This window comes from Bacillus sp. MHSD_36 (assembly GCF_030757775.1).
Lineage (GTDB): Bacteria > Bacillota > Bacilli > Bacillales > Bacillaceae_G > Bacillus_A.
Genome location: NZ_JAVBIS010000017.1, coordinates 1 through 14,700, shown reverse-complemented (window position 1 = coordinate 14,700; position 14,700 = coordinate 1). Strand labels below are relative to the sequence as shown.

The window sequence follows — 14,700 nt, the reverse complement described above, 5'->3', positions numbered from 1 at the left end:
TATTTCCCATGAAATAGGTTCGGTTCTGCTAGTAAAAAGGAAGAAATATAGTAAGGGATTTTTTGAGCAGAAATAGTAAGAAATTGATAAATAAATGGGTAATCTTCAGAGCTATAGCTTCCAAGTAAATCATACCACCAATCTGTTTCGTATCTAGAAATCATACTTAAATTGTAGAGCAATAAATAATGAACAAGAAGTTCAGGTAATACAGGCTTAGGATTTCTAGGGTCAGTTGTAAGTGGTAAATAATAAGTATCAGCAAGATATTCGTAATATAAGGGTGTGCTATATATAGGGTTCCATGATCGGATAGGAGCTGTAAAAAGCAAATTTGATTCGCTCGTTTTCTTAGGGACATGTTGCATGGATAGATGCTTACATGTTGATTCAATGTAACGTGAAAATCTTTCTGCGGTCATATGGAGCCGATCTAGTATACTGACCGAAAAGGAAAGTTCATTTGTATTTACTGAATCAATTTTATATAAGGTAGTACCTCGTTGACTATAGCGAAATAAGTTTTGTAATTCAGGAATATTCCCCATTAAATCCAACATATTAAACTTCTCTGATTCTAAGTGTTTCATGTGAAACAGTTGTTCTGCAACATGAGTAAATAATCCATTTTTTTGCACCTTCACCTCATCTTCTAAAAATTGATATCCTTGTTTTTTTCGTTTACGTGTTGTAACACCATGAGCTAAAACTGTAGTAGATTCTGGATAGTTAGGGTCAATAGTTAGTAAGCAGGCTTTAAAAAGTTGGCTCATTCCATAAAACAATAGCATTGGCTGAATCGAAAAGGGGGCTACCTTATATAATTCATAATAGTTTTTCCCATGTTCTAAATAATAAATAAAGGGATAACAGTTTTCGAAACTTTTTTTTTCAGCATCTTGTATGGAGGATTTTTCGTAACAACGGGCAAGATAACGTTGTACATTTTGAGATGAAAAGAAGAAACTTAATTGCTGCCAAGTACAATGTGATTGATGCATATATTACGCTCCTTTTATTGTCTAAAAATTCTAACATATATATACGTCCTTGACAGTATTTTAACCAATTGATAAGCTACTAATAATAATTTCTGGTATCATGGGGGGAACAATTATGTGGGAATCTAAATTTGTTAAAGAAGGTTTGACTTTTGATGACGTATTACTAGTACCAGCAAAGTCAGATGTACTACCAAGAGAAGTAAGTGTTAAAACAGTTTTATCTGAAAGCTTACAGTTAAACATCCCGTTAATTAGTGCAGGAATGGATACAGTAACAGAAGCGGATATGGCTATTGCAATGGCTCGTCAAGGCGGTTTAGGAATTATCCATAAAAACATGTCTATTGAACAACAAGCTGAGCAAGTTGATAAAGTAAAACGTTCTGAAAGTGGCGTTATTTCAGATCCATTCTTTTTAACTCCAGAACATCAAGTGTATGATGCAGAGCATCTTATGGGAAAATACCGTATCTCAGGTGTACCGGTTGTAAATAATTTAGACGAGCGAAAATTAGTTGGTATTATTACAAACCGTGATATGCGTTTTATCCAAGACTACTCAATCAAAATTTCCGACGTAATGACAAAAGAACAGCTAATTACAGCTCCAGTTGGTACAACGCTAGAAGAAGCAGAAAAGATCCTACAGAAGTATAAAATTGAAAAACTCCCTCTTGTTGATAACAACGGTGTATTACAAGGGCTTATTACAATCAAAGATATTGAAAAAGTAATTGAATTCCCAAATTCCGCAAAAGATAAGCAAGGACGCTTATTAGTTGGAGCGGCAGTTGGAGTAACGGCTGATGCTATGCTTCGTATTGACGCGCTAGTAAAAGCTAGCGTAGATGCAATCGTACTTGATACAGCTCACGGACATTCTCAAGGTGTTATTGATAAAGTAAAAGAAGTTCGTGCAAAGTATCCGTCGCTAAATATTATCGCTGGGAATGTTGCTACTGCTGAAGCAACAAAGGCATTAATTGAAGCAGGTGCAAACGTAGTGAAAGTTGGTATTGGACCAGGTTCTATCTGTACAACACGTGTTGTAGCCGGCGTTGGTGTACCACAATTAACAGCGGTTTATGATTGCGCAACAGAAGCTCGTAAACACGGTATCCCAGTTATTGCTGACGGTGGTGTTAAATACTCTGGTGACATGGTAAAAGCTTTAGCAGCAGGAGCACACGTTGTTATGCTAGGTAGTATGTTTGCTGGTGTTGCTGAAAGCCCTGGAGAAACTGAAATTTACCAAGGTCGCCAATTTAAAGTATATCGTGGTATGGGTTCTGTCGGAGCGATGGAAAAAGGAAGTAAAGATCGCTACTTCCAAGAAGGAAATAAAAAACTGGTTCCAGAAGGTATCGAAGGACGAGTACCATATAAAGGACCTTTAGCAGATACAGTTCACCAATTAGTTGGTGGATTACGTGCAGGTATGGGATATTGCGGGGCACAAGATTTAGAATTCTTACGTGAGAATGCACAATTCATTCGTATGTCGGGTGCTGGTTTACGTGAAAGCCATCCTCATCACGTACAAATTACAAAAGAGGCTCCAAACTACTCATTATAATGTCTTATATACAAATAGATGGAGATTTGATATCTCTGTCTATTTTTTTTTGATTATGTTAGAATAACGGTTATGTGAGTACATAGATATTGGGGGTAACAAACGTGAAAGGTATGTTTTGCAAAAGATTCATTGCTTTGGTAACAGTGCTTACAATAGCTTGTAGCATTTTTATACCATATAGCAATGCATCAGCTGAAACAGGAGCTGCTTTAAACATTGAAGCAGGTGCGGCAATTTTAGTAGAAGCGAATTCTGGGAAAATTGTATATCAAAAGAATGCAGATGAATTATTATCCATTGCTAGTATGACAAAGATGATGAGTGAATATTTAGTTCACGAAGCAGTGGATAAAGGAAAACTTAAGTGGGATCAAAAAATTAAGGTTTCTGAATATGCGTATAAAGTTTCACAAGATGCTTCATTATCAAATGTTGCATTAGAAAATGGTGGCTCTTATACAGTAAAAGAGCTATACGAGGCGATGGCAATCTTTTCTGCAAATGGTGCTACAATTGCATTAGCAGAAGCAATTGCAGGTAAAGAAGTAGACTTCGTAAAAATGATGAATGATAAATCAAAAGAACTAGGATTGAAAAATTATAAATTTGTCAATTCTACAGGTTTAACGAATAAAGATTTAAAGGGAATGCATCCTGAAGGAACAACAGCAGATGAAGAAAATAAAATGTCTGCAAAGGATGTTGCAACTTTAGCACAACATTTAATTAAAGATTATCCAAAAGTGTTAGATACAGCAAAAATCCCGAAAAAAGAATTTCGTCCAGAAAAAGAGAAGTTTGCAATGTCGAACTGGAACTGGATGTTAAAGGGCTTAGTTAAAGAATATGATGGCGTAGATGGCCTGAAAACGGGTTCAACTCCAGAAGCAGGAGACTGCTTCACTGGTACGGTTGAAAGAAACGGTATGCGTTTTATTTCTGTAGTTATTAAAACAAGTTCTCATACAGCACGTTTTGATGAAACAAAGAAGCTATATGATTATGGATTTGCTAACTTTGAAATGAAGCAAATGTATAAAAAGGATTCTTCAGTAAAAGGACAAGAAACAGTACGAGTAGAAAATGCTAAAGATAAAGATGTAGCAGTTCAAACAAAGCAAGCTGTTTCACTTCCAGTACCAAAAGGAAGTAAAGATGTTTATAAAACAGAATTAAAAGAAGCAAGTAAGGGACAAGAAGCACCTATTAAAAAAGGAGCTGCACTTGGCCAAATGGTAATCACACCAAAAGATGCGAATGATCCTGGATTTTTATCCGGTAAGTCATTACAAATAGACCTTGTAACAACATCTGCAGTAGAAGAAGCGAATTGGTTTACTCGTTCTATGCGCGGAATCGGTTCTTTCTTTAGTGGTATATGGAATAGTGCTGTTGATACAGTAAAAGGTTGGTTTTAAAAGCTCCTCATTGTAGGGGCTTTTTCTTATTCCTATTTTTCATACCGACTTTATGAAAAAGTAGTAGACAAGCATCTGATAGTTAGTGGTAGAATGTAAGAGTATTCTTAATTTTCGCCTTTAACGGGGAAAAGCAATTCACCTAGGGGGGTTTTTGTAACATGACAAATGTAACAGGGACAGAACGTGTAAAACGTGGAATGGCAGAAATGCAAAAAGGCGGCGTTATTATGGACGTAATTAACGCTGAACAAGCAAAAATTGCAGAAGAGGCAGGCGCAGTTGCTGTTATGGCATTAGAGCGCGTACCAGCAGATATTCGTGCAGCAGGTGGCGTTTCTCGTATGGCAGACCCAACAATCGTTGAAGAAGTTATGGGTGCTGTGTCAATTCCGGTTATGGCAAAATGCCGTATCGGTCACCTTGTAGAAGCACGTGTATTAGAATCATTAGGGGTAGACTATATCGATGAGAGTGAAGTATTAACTCCTGCCGATGAAGTATACCATTTAAATAAACGTGATTACACAGTTCCGTTTGTATGTGGTTGCCGTGATATCGGAGAAGCTGCACGTCGTATTGCAGAAGGTGCATCTATGCTTCGTACAAAAGGTGAACCAGGAACAGGAAACATTGTGGAGGCGGTGCGTCACATGCGCCAAGTCAATGCAGAAATCCGTCAAGTTGCAAGTCTACGTGAAGATGAGTTAATGACATATGCAAAAAATACTGGTGCTCCTTATGAAGTACTACTTGAGATTAAACGCCTTGGTCGCTTACCGGTTGTAAACTTTGCGGCAGGTGGTGTAGCAACACCTGCAGATGCAGCGTTAATGATGCAATTAGGTGCGGATGGTGTATTTGTTGGATCTGGTATCTTCAAATCAGAGAATCCAGCAAAATTTGCACGCGCAATCGTTGAAGCAACAACTCATTATGAAGATTATGAATTAATTGCAAGCCTTTCTAAAGGATTAGGTAATGCGATGAAAGGTATCGAAATTTCAACGTTATTACCAGAACAACGCATGCAAGAGCGTGGATGGTAATTGAAGGAGAACTTTAAAATGGTGAGAATCGGTGTACTAGGTCTTCAAGGTGCAGTTCGTGAGCATGTAAAATCAGTTGAAGCAAGTGGTGCCGAAGCTGTTATTGTAAAGCGTATAGAACAACTTGAAGAAATTGATGGTCTTATTTTACCGGGCGGTGAAAGCACAACAATGCGCCGTCTTATCGATAAATATGCTTTCATGGAACCACTTCGTACATTTGCGAAGTCTGGTAAACCAATGTTTGGTACATGTGCAGGAATGATTCTTCTTGCAAAAACACTTATTGGCTATGAAGAAGCACATATTGGTGCTATGGATATTACAGTTGAGCGCAATGCGTTCGGACGTCAAAAAGATAGCTTCGAAGCTGCACTTTCTATTGAAGGTGTGGGAGAGGATTTTGTTGGCGTATTTATTCGTGCTCCGTATGTTGTGAATGTAGCGGATGATGTTGAGGTACTTTCTACACATGGCGATCGAATGGTAGCAGTAAGGCAAGGGCCGTTTTTAGCTGCTTCTTTTCATCCGGAATTAACGGACGATCATCGCGTAACAGCATACTTTGTAGAAATGGTAAAAGAGGCGAAAATGAAAAAAGTTGTATAAGTAACTTGCAACTTGTATAAGATTATAGTAAATTGATGGTAACAATTTTATAAAATAAGCGTGTTGATAGGAAGTAGTAACAAATGTCGTTTCTTATAGAGAGTCGATGGTTGGTGGAAATCGATAGGAACAGTTTGTGAATCCATCCTGGAATGGAATGTGGAATATCTTTATGATTAGTAAACATTCCCGGTGAAGAGCCGTTATTTCTACTTGAGAGGAAGGCGGTAATGCTTTCAACTAGGGTGGCAACGCGGGTTAACTCCCGTCCCTTTATATAGGGACGGGAGTTTTTTGTGTTTTATAAAATAAAAGGAGGAGTATATAATGCTTGATATTAAATTTCTACGTACAAATTTTGAAGAAGTAAAAGCAAAGTTACAGCATAGAGGCGAAGATTTAACTGATTTCGGTCGCTTTGAAGAGTTGGATACGAGAAGAAGAGAACTACTTGTTCAAACAGAGGAACTAAAAAGTAAACGTAATGAAGTATCTCAACAAATCTCTGTATTGAAGCGCGAAAAGAAAGATGCAGAAGCTCTAATTCTAGAAATGCGTGAAGTTGGGGAAAAAGTAAAAGATCTTGATAATGAACTTCGTACAGTTGAAGAAGATCTAGAAAGATTAATGTTATCTATTCCAAATATTCCTCATGAATCTGCTCCAGTTGGTGAAACAGAGGATGATAATGTAGTAGCACGTACTTGGGGAGAAGTGAAAGATTTTGCTTTTGAACCAAAACCACATTGGGATCTTGCTACAGATTTAGGGATTCTAGACTTTGAGCGTGCTGGGAAAGTAACAGGAAGCCGCTTCGTATTCTACAAAGGTGCTGGAGCAAGATTAGAGCGTGCTTTAATTAGCTTTATGCTTGATCTTCATACTGATGAGCACGGATATGAAGAAGTATTACCTCCGTATATGGTAAACCGTGCAAGCATGACAGGAACAGGACAACTTCCGAAGTTTGAAGAAGATGCATTCCGTATTGAAAGTGAAGATTACTTCTTAATTCCAACAGCTGAAGTACCTGTGACGAATATGCACCGTGATGAAATCTTAAGTAAAGAGCAATTGCCTATAAGATATGCTGCATTTAGCTCTTGCTTCCGTTCTGAAGCAGGTTCAGCTGGACGCGATACACGTGGCTTAATTCGTCAGCATCAGTTCAATAAAGTAGAGCTTGTAAAGTTCGTAAAACCAGAAGATTCTTATGAAGAGTTAGAAAAACTAACAAATGATGCAGAACGCGTGTTACAATTATTAGAGTTGCCATATCGCGTTATGAGCATGTGCACAGGCGATTTAGGATTTACAGCAGCGAAGAAATACGACATTGAAGTATGGATTCCGAGCTATGGCACATATCGTGAAATTTCTTCTTGTAGTAATTTTGAAGCTTTCCAAGCGAGACGTGCAAACATCCGTTTCCGTCGTGAGCCAAATGGCAAACCAGAACATGTTCATACATTAAATGGATCTGGTCTTGCAATTGGACGTACGGTTGCAGCTATTTTAGAGAACTACCAACAAGAAGATGGTACAATTATAATTCCAGAAGTTCTTCGCCCTTATATGGGAGGAAAAACAGTTATTAAGTAAATTTATAAACATTCATCGGTATGAGTGATTGGTAATTATGAGCGTTGTCAGTACTATAATGTAGGAGAGGAAAAGTAAAATTTTCCTTTCCTCATAATTTATTTTAGTAGGGTTGACTAACTGTTTTTCTTTTGATATTATATTTGATGTCAATATGGAGGTATACCCAAGTCTGGCTGAAGGGATCGGTCTTGAAAACCGACAGGCGGCGAGAGTCGCGCGGGGGTTCGAATCCCTCTACCTCCTCCAGATATAATTGACAACAGCGCATATAAGTGGAGATTGGAGAACTCGTTACCAACACGTAACGAGTTTTTATTTTAAAACCAATCATAAAGTATGGTGTAAGGATATCTTGTCCTTATTACACACTCATATTCCGATGATTATCTTCATAGATATGAAAGGAGTCAACATGGATCTTATTATACAAACGTTTCCTTTAGATGGAAAAACTTTATATTATGTACAATGTCCTGTCTGTAAGAACAATAGAATTTTAAACAGTGGTGCAAATGTATCACGCATTATTAGCGATGATACATTCCGTAAACTTTGTGGTTGCACTTGCGATGTAAAGCAAACTGCGGCAAAAGTAGAGGCACCAAAAAAGGTTAAAAAAGAGGCTGTAAAGAAAGAAGCAGCTCCAAAACGTACAGGTAAAGTATTAACAGCAGTAATTAACGGGAAAGAAATGACTGTTAAAGAGATTGCTGAAGCGTACGATATTAGTACAAGTACTGTTCGTCAGCGTATTAACGCTGGAAAACCTGAGAGTGAAATTATTGCTCCAACAAAGAAGAAGTAATTTAATAGAAAAAACCCGTGCGTATGCACGGGTTTTTTATTTTACAAGTTTACGTGTTTGTTTTAAAAAATGACCGATTTTTTTAATGATTGGTTCAATGGAATCGCCATCTTTTAAAATATCGTATTCATTAATGTTTAATCGTAAAACAGGGCATGAATTAAAGTTATTAATCCAGTTTTCGTAACGCCCATGCATCTCTTTCCAATACTCAATTGGTGTTTGCTGTTCCATCGGACGTCCGCGTTCTTGGATACGATCAACGATATCATCGAAAGAACCTTCTAAGTAAATTAGTAAATCTGGATGAGGGAAATAAGGAGTCATGACCATAGCGTCAAATAAACCTTTGTATGTTTCATAATCAGTTTCCGTCATTGTTCCTTTTTCATGATGCATTTTTGCGAAAATGCCAGTATCTTCATAGATAGAGCGATCTTGAACAAAACCGCCACCATATTCAAAAATTCTTTTTTGTTCTTTAAATCGTTCTGCTAAAAAGTATACTTGCAAGTGGAAGCTCCAGCGTGTGAAATCAGCATAGAACTTGTCCAAATACGGGTTAGAATCTACCTTTTCAAATGATGTTCGATAACCTAAAGCGTTAGCTAATGCAGTTGTCATAGTAGATTTACCAACACCTACTGTTCCAGCGATAGTGATTACTGCGTCATTTGGTATATCATATTTTTGCCTTAAATTCATTATTATTTCGACTCCTTTAAGAGAGTATTTTGAAGGGCAGATAGGATGACGTTTAAATCGTCAGGATTTTTTACAAAATCCATATCGTCTCCGTTAAATTTCAATACTGGGATATCTGGATGATCCTTTTTAAAAGCATCCATAGCTGTTTCGTAATCTTTTGTGAGCTGTAGTAAGTAATTTGGATCCATATTTTTTTCGAATTCTCTTCCGCGCATTGCGATTCGCCTTTGTAATGTTTCTAGGCTAGCTGTTAAATAAATGATAACATTTGGTACCGGCATATCTTGTGTAAGGATACGATAGATTTGCATGTACTTGTCATATTGAGAATCTTTTAATGTACGGGATGCGAAAATTACATTTTTAAATATATGATAATCCGCTACTACTGGCTTCCTTTGATTCAAATACTTTATGTTAATATCTTCTAATTGTTTGTATCTATTACAAAGAAAGAACATCTCTGTTTGAAAACTCCATTCGTCGATGTCTTCATAGAACTTTCCTAAAAAGGGGTTTTCATCAACAATCTCTTTCAGTAAGTGGAGTTGCATGTGAGTTGAAATTTCCTTCGCAAGTGAAGTCTTTCCAACACCAATTGGTCCTTCAACCGTGATAAATGGTACTCCGGTCACGCTGTTTCCTCCTTTCAATCAGTGATTTACCGTGACTACTAAAAACACAAAACAGAATTATTGTAGCACAAGAGGGAAGCGAGCGGGTTAATTTGATATAAAAAGTTAGAAAATAGATATATGTATTAATTAAATTTTATTTGAGATGACGGGACTATATTTGCTTTTAATGTGGATTCCATTATTTTTAAAGCATGCAGGTTATCCTGATCATGATTAGAGGCAATGCAGTCCTGTGGTACATACAGTTTATAATTTCTCATATGAGCATCGTTCGCTGTAAAGAGGATACATATATTCCCGGCGACTCCTGTTAATATTAGATTTTCTATTTTTAAATAGCCTAATAAAGAATTTAAAGGTGTTTCATAAAAAGCAGAGTAATGTGGTTTAATAAAAATATAATCATCAGAATTTGGAGCAATCTTATGAATGATATTTTCGCTATACTCATTTGTACAATGAGTAATTAGTTGGTCGATATCAGATCTCCACAGTTGATAATGGTCATTAATATAAATTATGGGGTAGCCGAAAGATTGCATTGTTTTCTTTAATTGTAAAATAGGATTTGTTATAATTTCGCATTTTTTTGCTAGGATGGGCCCGTGTGAAAATTGAAAGTCATTAATCATATCGATAATGAGTAAGGCAGTGTTCTTCATATGTAATCCCCTCTCTTTTTTCTTAGGGTGGATTGAATTTATAAAAGTTATCCCATGTGTAGTAAATGAAAATAAGTGTATTTTATTTGTAATGAAAGGACTATGTTATGGAACACGATCAAGATATTTATTTTATGCAGTTAGCAATCGAAGAGGCTAAAAAAGCAGAGGCAATACAAGAAGTACCAATTGGTGCCGTTATAGTATTAAATGGGGAAGTCATTAGTGTTGCTCATAATTTAAGGGAAACTGAGCAAAGATCAATAGCTCATGCTGAGTTATTAGCTATTGATGAAGCGTGCAAAAAATTAGGGACATGGCGTTTAGAAGATGCGACGTTATATGTAACATTAGAGCCTTGTCCGATGTGTGCCGGTGGAATTGTTTTATCAAGAGTGAAGCGAGTTGTATATGGTGCAAGTGATCCGAAAGGTGGATGTGCAGGAACATTGATGAATCTTTTAACGGATGAACGCTTTAATCATCAATGTGAAGTAGTAGCTGGTGTATTAGAAAAAGAGTGCGGTACGCTGTTAACAAACTTTTTTAGAGAACTTCGTAAAAAAAGAAAAGCGATTAAGAAATTAGAGAAAAGCAAAGAGAATTAACGTATTTGCATTTTATAAAAAAACAAGTTATACTGATAGTGCCTTTAATGAAGGCAACCGAATATTGGTTTTAACTTTGCCGTGCTAAGCGGGGAGGTAGCGGTGCCCTATACTCGCAATCCGCTCTAGCGAGGCCGAATCCCTTCTCGAGGTTATGTTGCTGTAAGGTCTGCCTTAAGTAAGTGGTGTTGACGTTTGGGTCCTGCGCAACGGGACCCCGTGAACCTTGTCAGGTCCGGAAGGAAGCAGCAATAAGCGGGTCTTCTCGTGTGCCGCAGGAGTGCCTGAACCGAGCTAACTGCTTGAGTAACGCTTATGGTACGTAATCGACGGAAGGTGCACGGCAGTTATATATGTATACAAAACTCACCTTAATACTAAGGTGGGTTTTTTGTATAGAAAATAACTTTTGGAATCTATAAACAGAATGGGTTATAATATATGAGATAATAACCTTTGAGGGAGGCCGTATTTTCGTGTCATACCAAGCGTTATACCGAACATGGAGACCGCAAAAGTTTGAAGATGTAGTCGGTCAAAAGCACGTGACAAAAACGTTGCAAAATGCCCTTCTTCAAGAGAAAGTTTCACATGCTTATTTATTTTCTGGGCCAAGGGGAACAGGAAAAACGACAATTGCAAAAGTATTTGCAAAAGCAATCAACTGTGAACATGCTCCCGTAGCTGAACCTTGTAATGAATGTCCTTCTTGTTTGGGGATTACACAAGGGTCTATTTCGGATGTATTAGAAATTGATGCGGCTTCAAATAACGGTGTAGATGAAATTCGAGATATTAGAGATAAAGTAAAATATGCTCCAAGTGCTGTAGAATATAAAGTATACATTATTGATGAAGTTCACATGCTTTCTATGGGTGCCTTCAATGCACTTTTAAAAACGTTAGAAGAGCCGCCAGGACATGTCATCTTTATTTTAGCGACAACAGAACCACATAAGATACCGCCTACAATCATTTCGCGTTGCCAACGTTTCGAATTTCGAAAGATATCAGTAAATGATATTGTTGAGAGATTATCGACGGTTGTGACCAATGAAGGTACGCAAGTAGAAGATGAGGCGTTGCAAATTGTTGCACGTGCCGCTGAAGGTGGTATGCGTGATGCGCTTAGTCTTATTGATCAGGCAATATCTTATAGTGATGAGGCTGTTACGACAGAAGATGTATTAGCTGTAACAGGTTCTGTTTCTCAGCAATATTTAGGCAACTTAGTAGAATGTATACGTGAAAATGATGTATCGAGAGCATTACGTATCATAGATGAGATGATGGGTAAAGGGAAAGATCCAGTTCGATTTATGGAAGATTTCATTTATTATTATCGTGATATGCTTTTATATCAAACTTCACCACAACTGGAACATATGTTGGAACGAGTAATGGTAGATGAGCAATTCCGGACGTTAAGTGAAGAAATGCAACCGGAAGTAATCTATGAGATCATTCATACTCTTAGTAAAGCGCAACAGGAAATGAAGTGGACAAATCATCCTCGAATTTTCTTAGAAGTTGTTATGGTGCAACTGTGTCAACAGTTTATGATGCAAGCAAACGGTGCAGATCGTTTGCAAGCAATTATGAACAGGATGCAGCAATTGGAGAAAGAGTTAGAACAAGTTAAAAAGAATGGTGTGCCGGCCGGTGTGCAGCAGGAAGTCAGAGAGACGCGTGCAGCACCAAAGCCAGTACGGACAGGAAGTATGAAGATTCCTGTCGGACGCGTAAATGAAGTATTAAAGCAAGCAAAGCGTCAAGATTTAGAACAATTAAAAGCTGTATGGGGTGAGTTGCTAGGGCGACTCAAAGCATACAACAAAGTAGCGTTTGCTGTTTTATTAGAAAATAGCGAACCAGTAGCGGCTTCGGACGATACTTACGTTTTAGCGTTTCAATATGAAATCCACTGTAAAATGGCAAGCGAAAATCGAGAGGCTATGGATACAGTGGAACAAGCTTTATTTGAATTGCTAAGTAAAAGATTGAATATGATTGCCATTCCAAAAAGTGAATGGGGTAAAATTCGTGAAGATTTTTTACAGCGTGAAGGCGGAGTTTCTGAAGAAAGCTCAGAGAAAAAAGAAGATCCTCTTATAGAAGAGGCTGTAAAATTAGTAGGGCAAGAACTTATTGAAATAAAAGAGTAATAACAATTAGGAGGAATTAATTATGATGCGTGGCGGAATGGGAAATATGAATAACATGATGAAACAAATGCAAAAGATGCAAAAGGAAATGGCAAAAGCGCAAGAAGAGCTTGGCGAAAAAACAGTTGAAGGTACAGCTGGTGGCGGTATGATCACAGTTATTGCAAATGGTCATAAGCAAATTCTTGAAGTAAACGTGAAAGAAGAAGTTGTAGATCCAGAAGATATCGAAATGTTACAAGACTTAGTGTTAGCTGCAACGAACGATGCACTTAAAAAAGCTGATGAACTTTCAAACTCAACAATGGGTAAATTTACAAAAGGCTTAAACTTACCGGGTGGAATGTTCTAGGAGGATATTGATATATGCATTATCCAGAACCAATATCAAAACTAATTGATAGTTTTATGAAATTACCAGGAATCGGACCGAAAACAGCGGTTCGATTGGCATTTTTCGTATTAGACATGAAAGAAGACGACGTGTTAGGTTTTGCGAAAGCACTTGTAAATGCGAAGCGTGACTTAGCATATTGTTCTGTGTGCGGGCATATTACTGATCGTGATCCTTGTTATATTTGTAACGATTCACATCGAGATCAATCAGTAGTTTGTGTCGTGCAAGAACCGAAAGATGTAATCGCGATGGAAAAAATGAAAGAATATCAAGGTGTATATCATGTGTTACGAGGTGCTATTTCTCCAATGGAGGGAATTGGGCCAGAAGACATTAATATCCCGCAACTTTTAAAGCGACTGCACGATGAAACGGTACAAGAAGTAATATTAGCAACAAACCCTAATATTGAAGGGGAAGCTACAGCAATGTATATATCCCGCCTCTTAAAGCCGACAGGTATTAAAGTGACTCGTATTGCACATGGTCTGCCAGTTGGTGGAGATTTAGAATATGCAGATGAAGTAACACTGTCGAAAGCGTTAGAAGGTCGTAGAGAAGTATAAGAGGAGAAACAAAAATGTTCTTTCACAAAAAGGGTAAATTGCGTAAAGAGTATGATGATAAGCTAATTGTACTATTAGAAAAAGTAAAGAATGAGTGGTTACGTCAGAAGAGAATGGTTGAACAAAGCGTTGAACCATCTCAAGATGTACTTTGTTCTTTGAAAATAGCAGAGGCGAAATATTTCTTTTTGTTAAAAGAAGCAAAACGTCGTCCTGTAAAAATGGAACAATGGTAAAAGGTTCTGCTGAAAAAGCAGAACCTTTTTTATTTTATCCCGCTTTAATGGGCAGTAAGACCTCCACTGATAAAGTTTCACTTTATTCGTTAAACATTTAGTAGTTACTTCGTTTGAAAAGAACAATTAATGATTTTATGAATAAAGCGGCACTGAATATAGGTGAATAAGATAAAACGACTGGAGTTATATGATACATGTTCTTTTTTATTGTCTTGTCCCATACAAATAATTGTGTATAGGACATTCATAAGGAGGAAAAAATGAATTCTACAATTATTATTGTTGGTATTCTTACGTTAGTTTTTATTTTCCTTGTTTTTGGTGTTTCTTCTAAGCCATTACGTTTTATAGGGAAAGCACTTTTTCATGTTACCTTAGGAGTAGCGTTACTCTTTATCGTAAATGTTGTAGGAACATATTTTGATTTTCATATTCCAATTAACTTAGGAACCGCAACAATAACAAGTTTGTTAGGTTTACCTGGTGTCGCTGCATTAGTGGTTATTAAGCTTTATATCATGCCAAGATAAATTTATTTTGGCATTTTTTTTAAAAGTATTGACTAACAAATGATTAATATGGTAAATTAATAAGCGTCGTCAGGAACGAAAGAAAAAAGTTGTTGACAGATTTAGCGAGAAATGTTAA

The 14,700-nt window shown here is 37.1% G+C and carries 16 protein-coding genes, 1 tRNA gene, 1 other RNA gene and 1 other annotated feature; of the genes, 14 read left to right on the top strand and 4 right to left on the bottom strand.

Features of this window, described 5'->3' with window-relative positions; genetic code table 11:
- A partial coding sequence (locus Q9B79_RS26525; protein WP_306188947.1) for a YaaC family protein occupies positions 1–1,001 on the bottom strand: 1,001 nt, incomplete at its 3' end.
- Positions 1,002–1,116: 115 nt separating this feature from the next.
- Between Q9B79_RS26525 and guaB the strand changes: the two genes are divergently transcribed.
- The 7 genes from guaB (at position 1,117) to Q9B79_RS26490 (ending at position 8,069) form a co-directional block, all read left to right on the top strand.
- Complete coding sequence (guaB, locus tag Q9B79_RS26520) at positions 1,117–2,580, top strand: IMP dehydrogenase (RefSeq protein WP_098670695.1); 1,464 nt, start codon at positions 1,117–1,119, stop codon at positions 2,578–2,580.
- Positions 2,581–2,693: 113 nt separating this feature from the next.
- A complete protein-coding gene (dacA, locus tag Q9B79_RS26515) occupies positions 2,694–4,001 on the top strand; it encodes a D-alanyl-D-alanine carboxypeptidase DacA (RefSeq protein ID WP_306188951.1) in 1,308 nt (435 codons plus the stop codon).
- Between the two features lie 161 nt (positions 4,002–4,162).
- Positions 4,163–5,050 (top strand): pyridoxal 5'-phosphate synthase lyase subunit PdxS, encoded by an 888-nt coding sequence (gene pdxS, locus Q9B79_RS26510; protein ID WP_000186156.1) that lies wholly within the window; start codon positions 4,163–4,165, stop codon positions 5,048–5,050.
- An 18-nt stretch (positions 5,051–5,068) separates the two neighbouring features.
- Positions 5,069–5,659 carry a pyridoxal 5'-phosphate synthase glutaminase subunit PdxT gene (pdxT, locus tag Q9B79_RS26505; protein WP_306188943.1) on the top strand — a complete coding sequence of 197 codons (591 nt, stop codon included), beginning with the start codon at positions 5,069–5,071 and terminating at the stop codon, positions 5,657–5,659.
- A 54-nt stretch (positions 5,660–5,713) separates the two neighbouring features.
- Positions 5,714–5,935: a binding site (T-box leader), on the top strand.
- 51 nt (positions 5,936–5,986) lie between these two features.
- A complete protein-coding gene (gene serS / locus Q9B79_RS26500; protein ID WP_306188941.1) occupies positions 5,987–7,261 on the top strand; it encodes a serine--tRNA ligase in 1,275 nt (424 codons plus the stop codon).
- A 156-nt stretch (positions 7,262–7,417) separates the two neighbouring features.
- A tRNA-Ser gene (locus Q9B79_RS26495) sits at positions 7,418–7,510 on the top strand.
- A 166-nt stretch (positions 7,511–7,676) separates the two neighbouring features.
- Positions 7,677–8,069, top strand: coding sequence for a sigma factor-like helix-turn-helix DNA-binding protein (locus Q9B79_RS26490; RefSeq protein ID WP_306188939.1), 393 nt, complete (start codon positions 7,677–7,679; stop codon positions 8,067–8,069).
- 36 nt (positions 8,070–8,105) lie between these two features.
- On the opposite strand, the gene Q9B79_RS26485 is transcribed toward Q9B79_RS26490, so the two are convergent.
- From Q9B79_RS26485 to Q9B79_RS26475, 3 genes are all read right to left on the bottom strand, one after another.
- Positions 8,106–8,774 (bottom strand): deoxynucleoside kinase, encoded by a 669-nt coding sequence (locus Q9B79_RS26485; RefSeq protein WP_001053585.1) that lies wholly within the window; start codon positions 8,772–8,774, stop codon positions 8,106–8,108.
- Between the two features lie 2 nt (positions 8,775–8,776).
- The gene (locus Q9B79_RS26480) at positions 8,777–9,412 is read right to left on the bottom strand and encodes a deoxynucleoside kinase (protein ID WP_306188936.1); all 636 of its coding nucleotides are present in this window, start codon (positions 9,410–9,412) and stop codon (positions 8,777–8,779) included.
- A gap of 125 nt (positions 9,413–9,537) precedes the next feature.
- The gene (locus Q9B79_RS26475; protein ID WP_306188934.1) at positions 9,538–10,077 is read right to left on the bottom strand and encodes a cysteine hydrolase family protein; all 540 of its coding nucleotides are present in this window, start codon (positions 10,075–10,077) and stop codon (positions 9,538–9,540) included.
- Between the two features lie 107 nt (positions 10,078–10,184).
- Between Q9B79_RS26475 and tadA the strand changes: the two genes are divergently transcribed.
- From tadA to Q9B79_RS26440, 7 genes are all read left to right on the top strand, one after another.
- Positions 10,185–10,685 carry a tRNA adenosine(34) deaminase TadA gene (gene tadA / locus Q9B79_RS26470; RefSeq protein ID WP_000399501.1) on the top strand — a complete coding sequence of 167 codons (501 nt, stop codon included), beginning with the start codon at positions 10,185–10,187 and terminating at the stop codon, positions 10,683–10,685.
- A gap of 79 nt (positions 10,686–10,764) precedes the next feature.
- Positions 10,765–11,029, top strand: an RNA gene (gene ffs / locus Q9B79_RS26465) — signal recognition particle sRNA large type.
- A 132-nt stretch (positions 11,030–11,161) separates the two neighbouring features.
- Complete coding sequence (gene dnaX / locus Q9B79_RS26460) at positions 11,162–12,850, top strand: DNA polymerase III subunit gamma/tau (RefSeq protein ID WP_306188932.1); 1,689 nt, start codon at positions 11,162–11,164, stop codon at positions 12,848–12,850.
- Positions 12,851–12,875: 25 nt separating this feature from the next.
- Complete coding sequence (locus tag Q9B79_RS26455) at positions 12,876–13,202, top strand: YbaB/EbfC family nucleoid-associated protein (protein WP_306188949.1); 327 nt, start codon at positions 12,876–12,878, stop codon at positions 13,200–13,202.
- A 14-nt stretch (positions 13,203–13,216) separates the two neighbouring features.
- Positions 13,217–13,813: a recombination protein RecR gene (gene recR / locus Q9B79_RS26450; RefSeq protein WP_000559169.1), complete on the top strand. Its 597-nt coding sequence runs from the start codon at positions 13,217–13,219 to the stop codon at positions 13,811–13,813.
- A 14-nt stretch (positions 13,814–13,827) separates the two neighbouring features.
- Positions 13,828–14,049, top strand: a complete 222-nt coding sequence (locus Q9B79_RS26445; RefSeq protein WP_306188929.1) for a YaaL family protein — start codon at positions 13,828–13,830, stop codon at positions 14,047–14,049.
- A gap of 263 nt (positions 14,050–14,312) precedes the next feature.
- A complete protein-coding gene (locus Q9B79_RS26440) occupies positions 14,313–14,582 on the top strand; it encodes a pro-sigmaK processing inhibitor BofA family protein (protein ID WP_017561724.1) in 270 nt (89 codons plus the stop codon).
- Positions 14,583–14,700 lie beyond the last annotated feature (118 nt).

Excerpts from the sequence above, each read along its gene's own strand:
- guaB (WP_098670695.1), top strand. The coding sequence starts at position 1,117 with ATGTGGGAATCTAAATTTGTTAAAGAAGGTTTGACTTTTGATGACGTA.
- dacA (WP_306188951.1), top strand. The coding sequence starts at position 2,694 with ATGTTTTGCAAAAGATTCATTGCTTTGGTAACAGTGCTTACAATAGCT.
- pdxS (WP_000186156.1), top strand. The coding sequence starts at position 4,163 with ATGACAAATGTAACAGGGACAGAACGTGTAAAACGTGGAATGGCAGAA.
- pdxT (WP_306188943.1), top strand. The coding sequence starts at position 5,069 with ATGGTGAGAATCGGTGTACTAGGTCTTCAAGGTGCAGTTCGTGAGCAT.
- serS (WP_306188941.1), top strand. The coding sequence starts at position 5,987 with ATGCTTGATATTAAATTTCTACGTACAAATTTTGAAGAAGTAAAAGCA.
- Q9B79_RS26490 (WP_306188939.1), top strand. The coding sequence starts at position 7,677 with ATGGATCTTATTATACAAACGTTTCCTTTAGATGGAAAAACTTTATAT.
- Q9B79_RS26485 (WP_001053585.1), bottom strand. The coding sequence starts at position 8,774 with ATGAATTTAAGGCAAAAATATGATATACCAAATGACGCAGTAATCACT.
- Q9B79_RS26475 (WP_306188934.1), bottom strand. The coding sequence starts at position 10,077 with ATGAAGAACACTGCCTTACTCATTATCGATATGATTAATGACTTTCAA.
- tadA (WP_000399501.1), top strand. The coding sequence starts at position 10,185 with ATGGAACACGATCAAGATATTTATTTTATGCAGTTAGCAATCGAAGAG.
- Q9B79_RS26455 (WP_306188949.1), top strand. The coding sequence starts at position 12,876 with ATGCGTGGCGGAATGGGAAATATGAATAACATGATGAAACAAATGCAA.
- recR (WP_000559169.1), top strand. The coding sequence starts at position 13,217 with ATGCATTATCCAGAACCAATATCAAAACTAATTGATAGTTTTATGAAA.
- Q9B79_RS26445 (WP_306188929.1), top strand. The coding sequence starts at position 13,828 with ATGTTCTTTCACAAAAAGGGTAAATTGCGTAAAGAGTATGATGATAAG.
- Q9B79_RS26440 (WP_017561724.1), top strand. The coding sequence starts at position 14,313 with ATGAATTCTACAATTATTATTGTTGGTATTCTTACGTTAGTTTTTATT.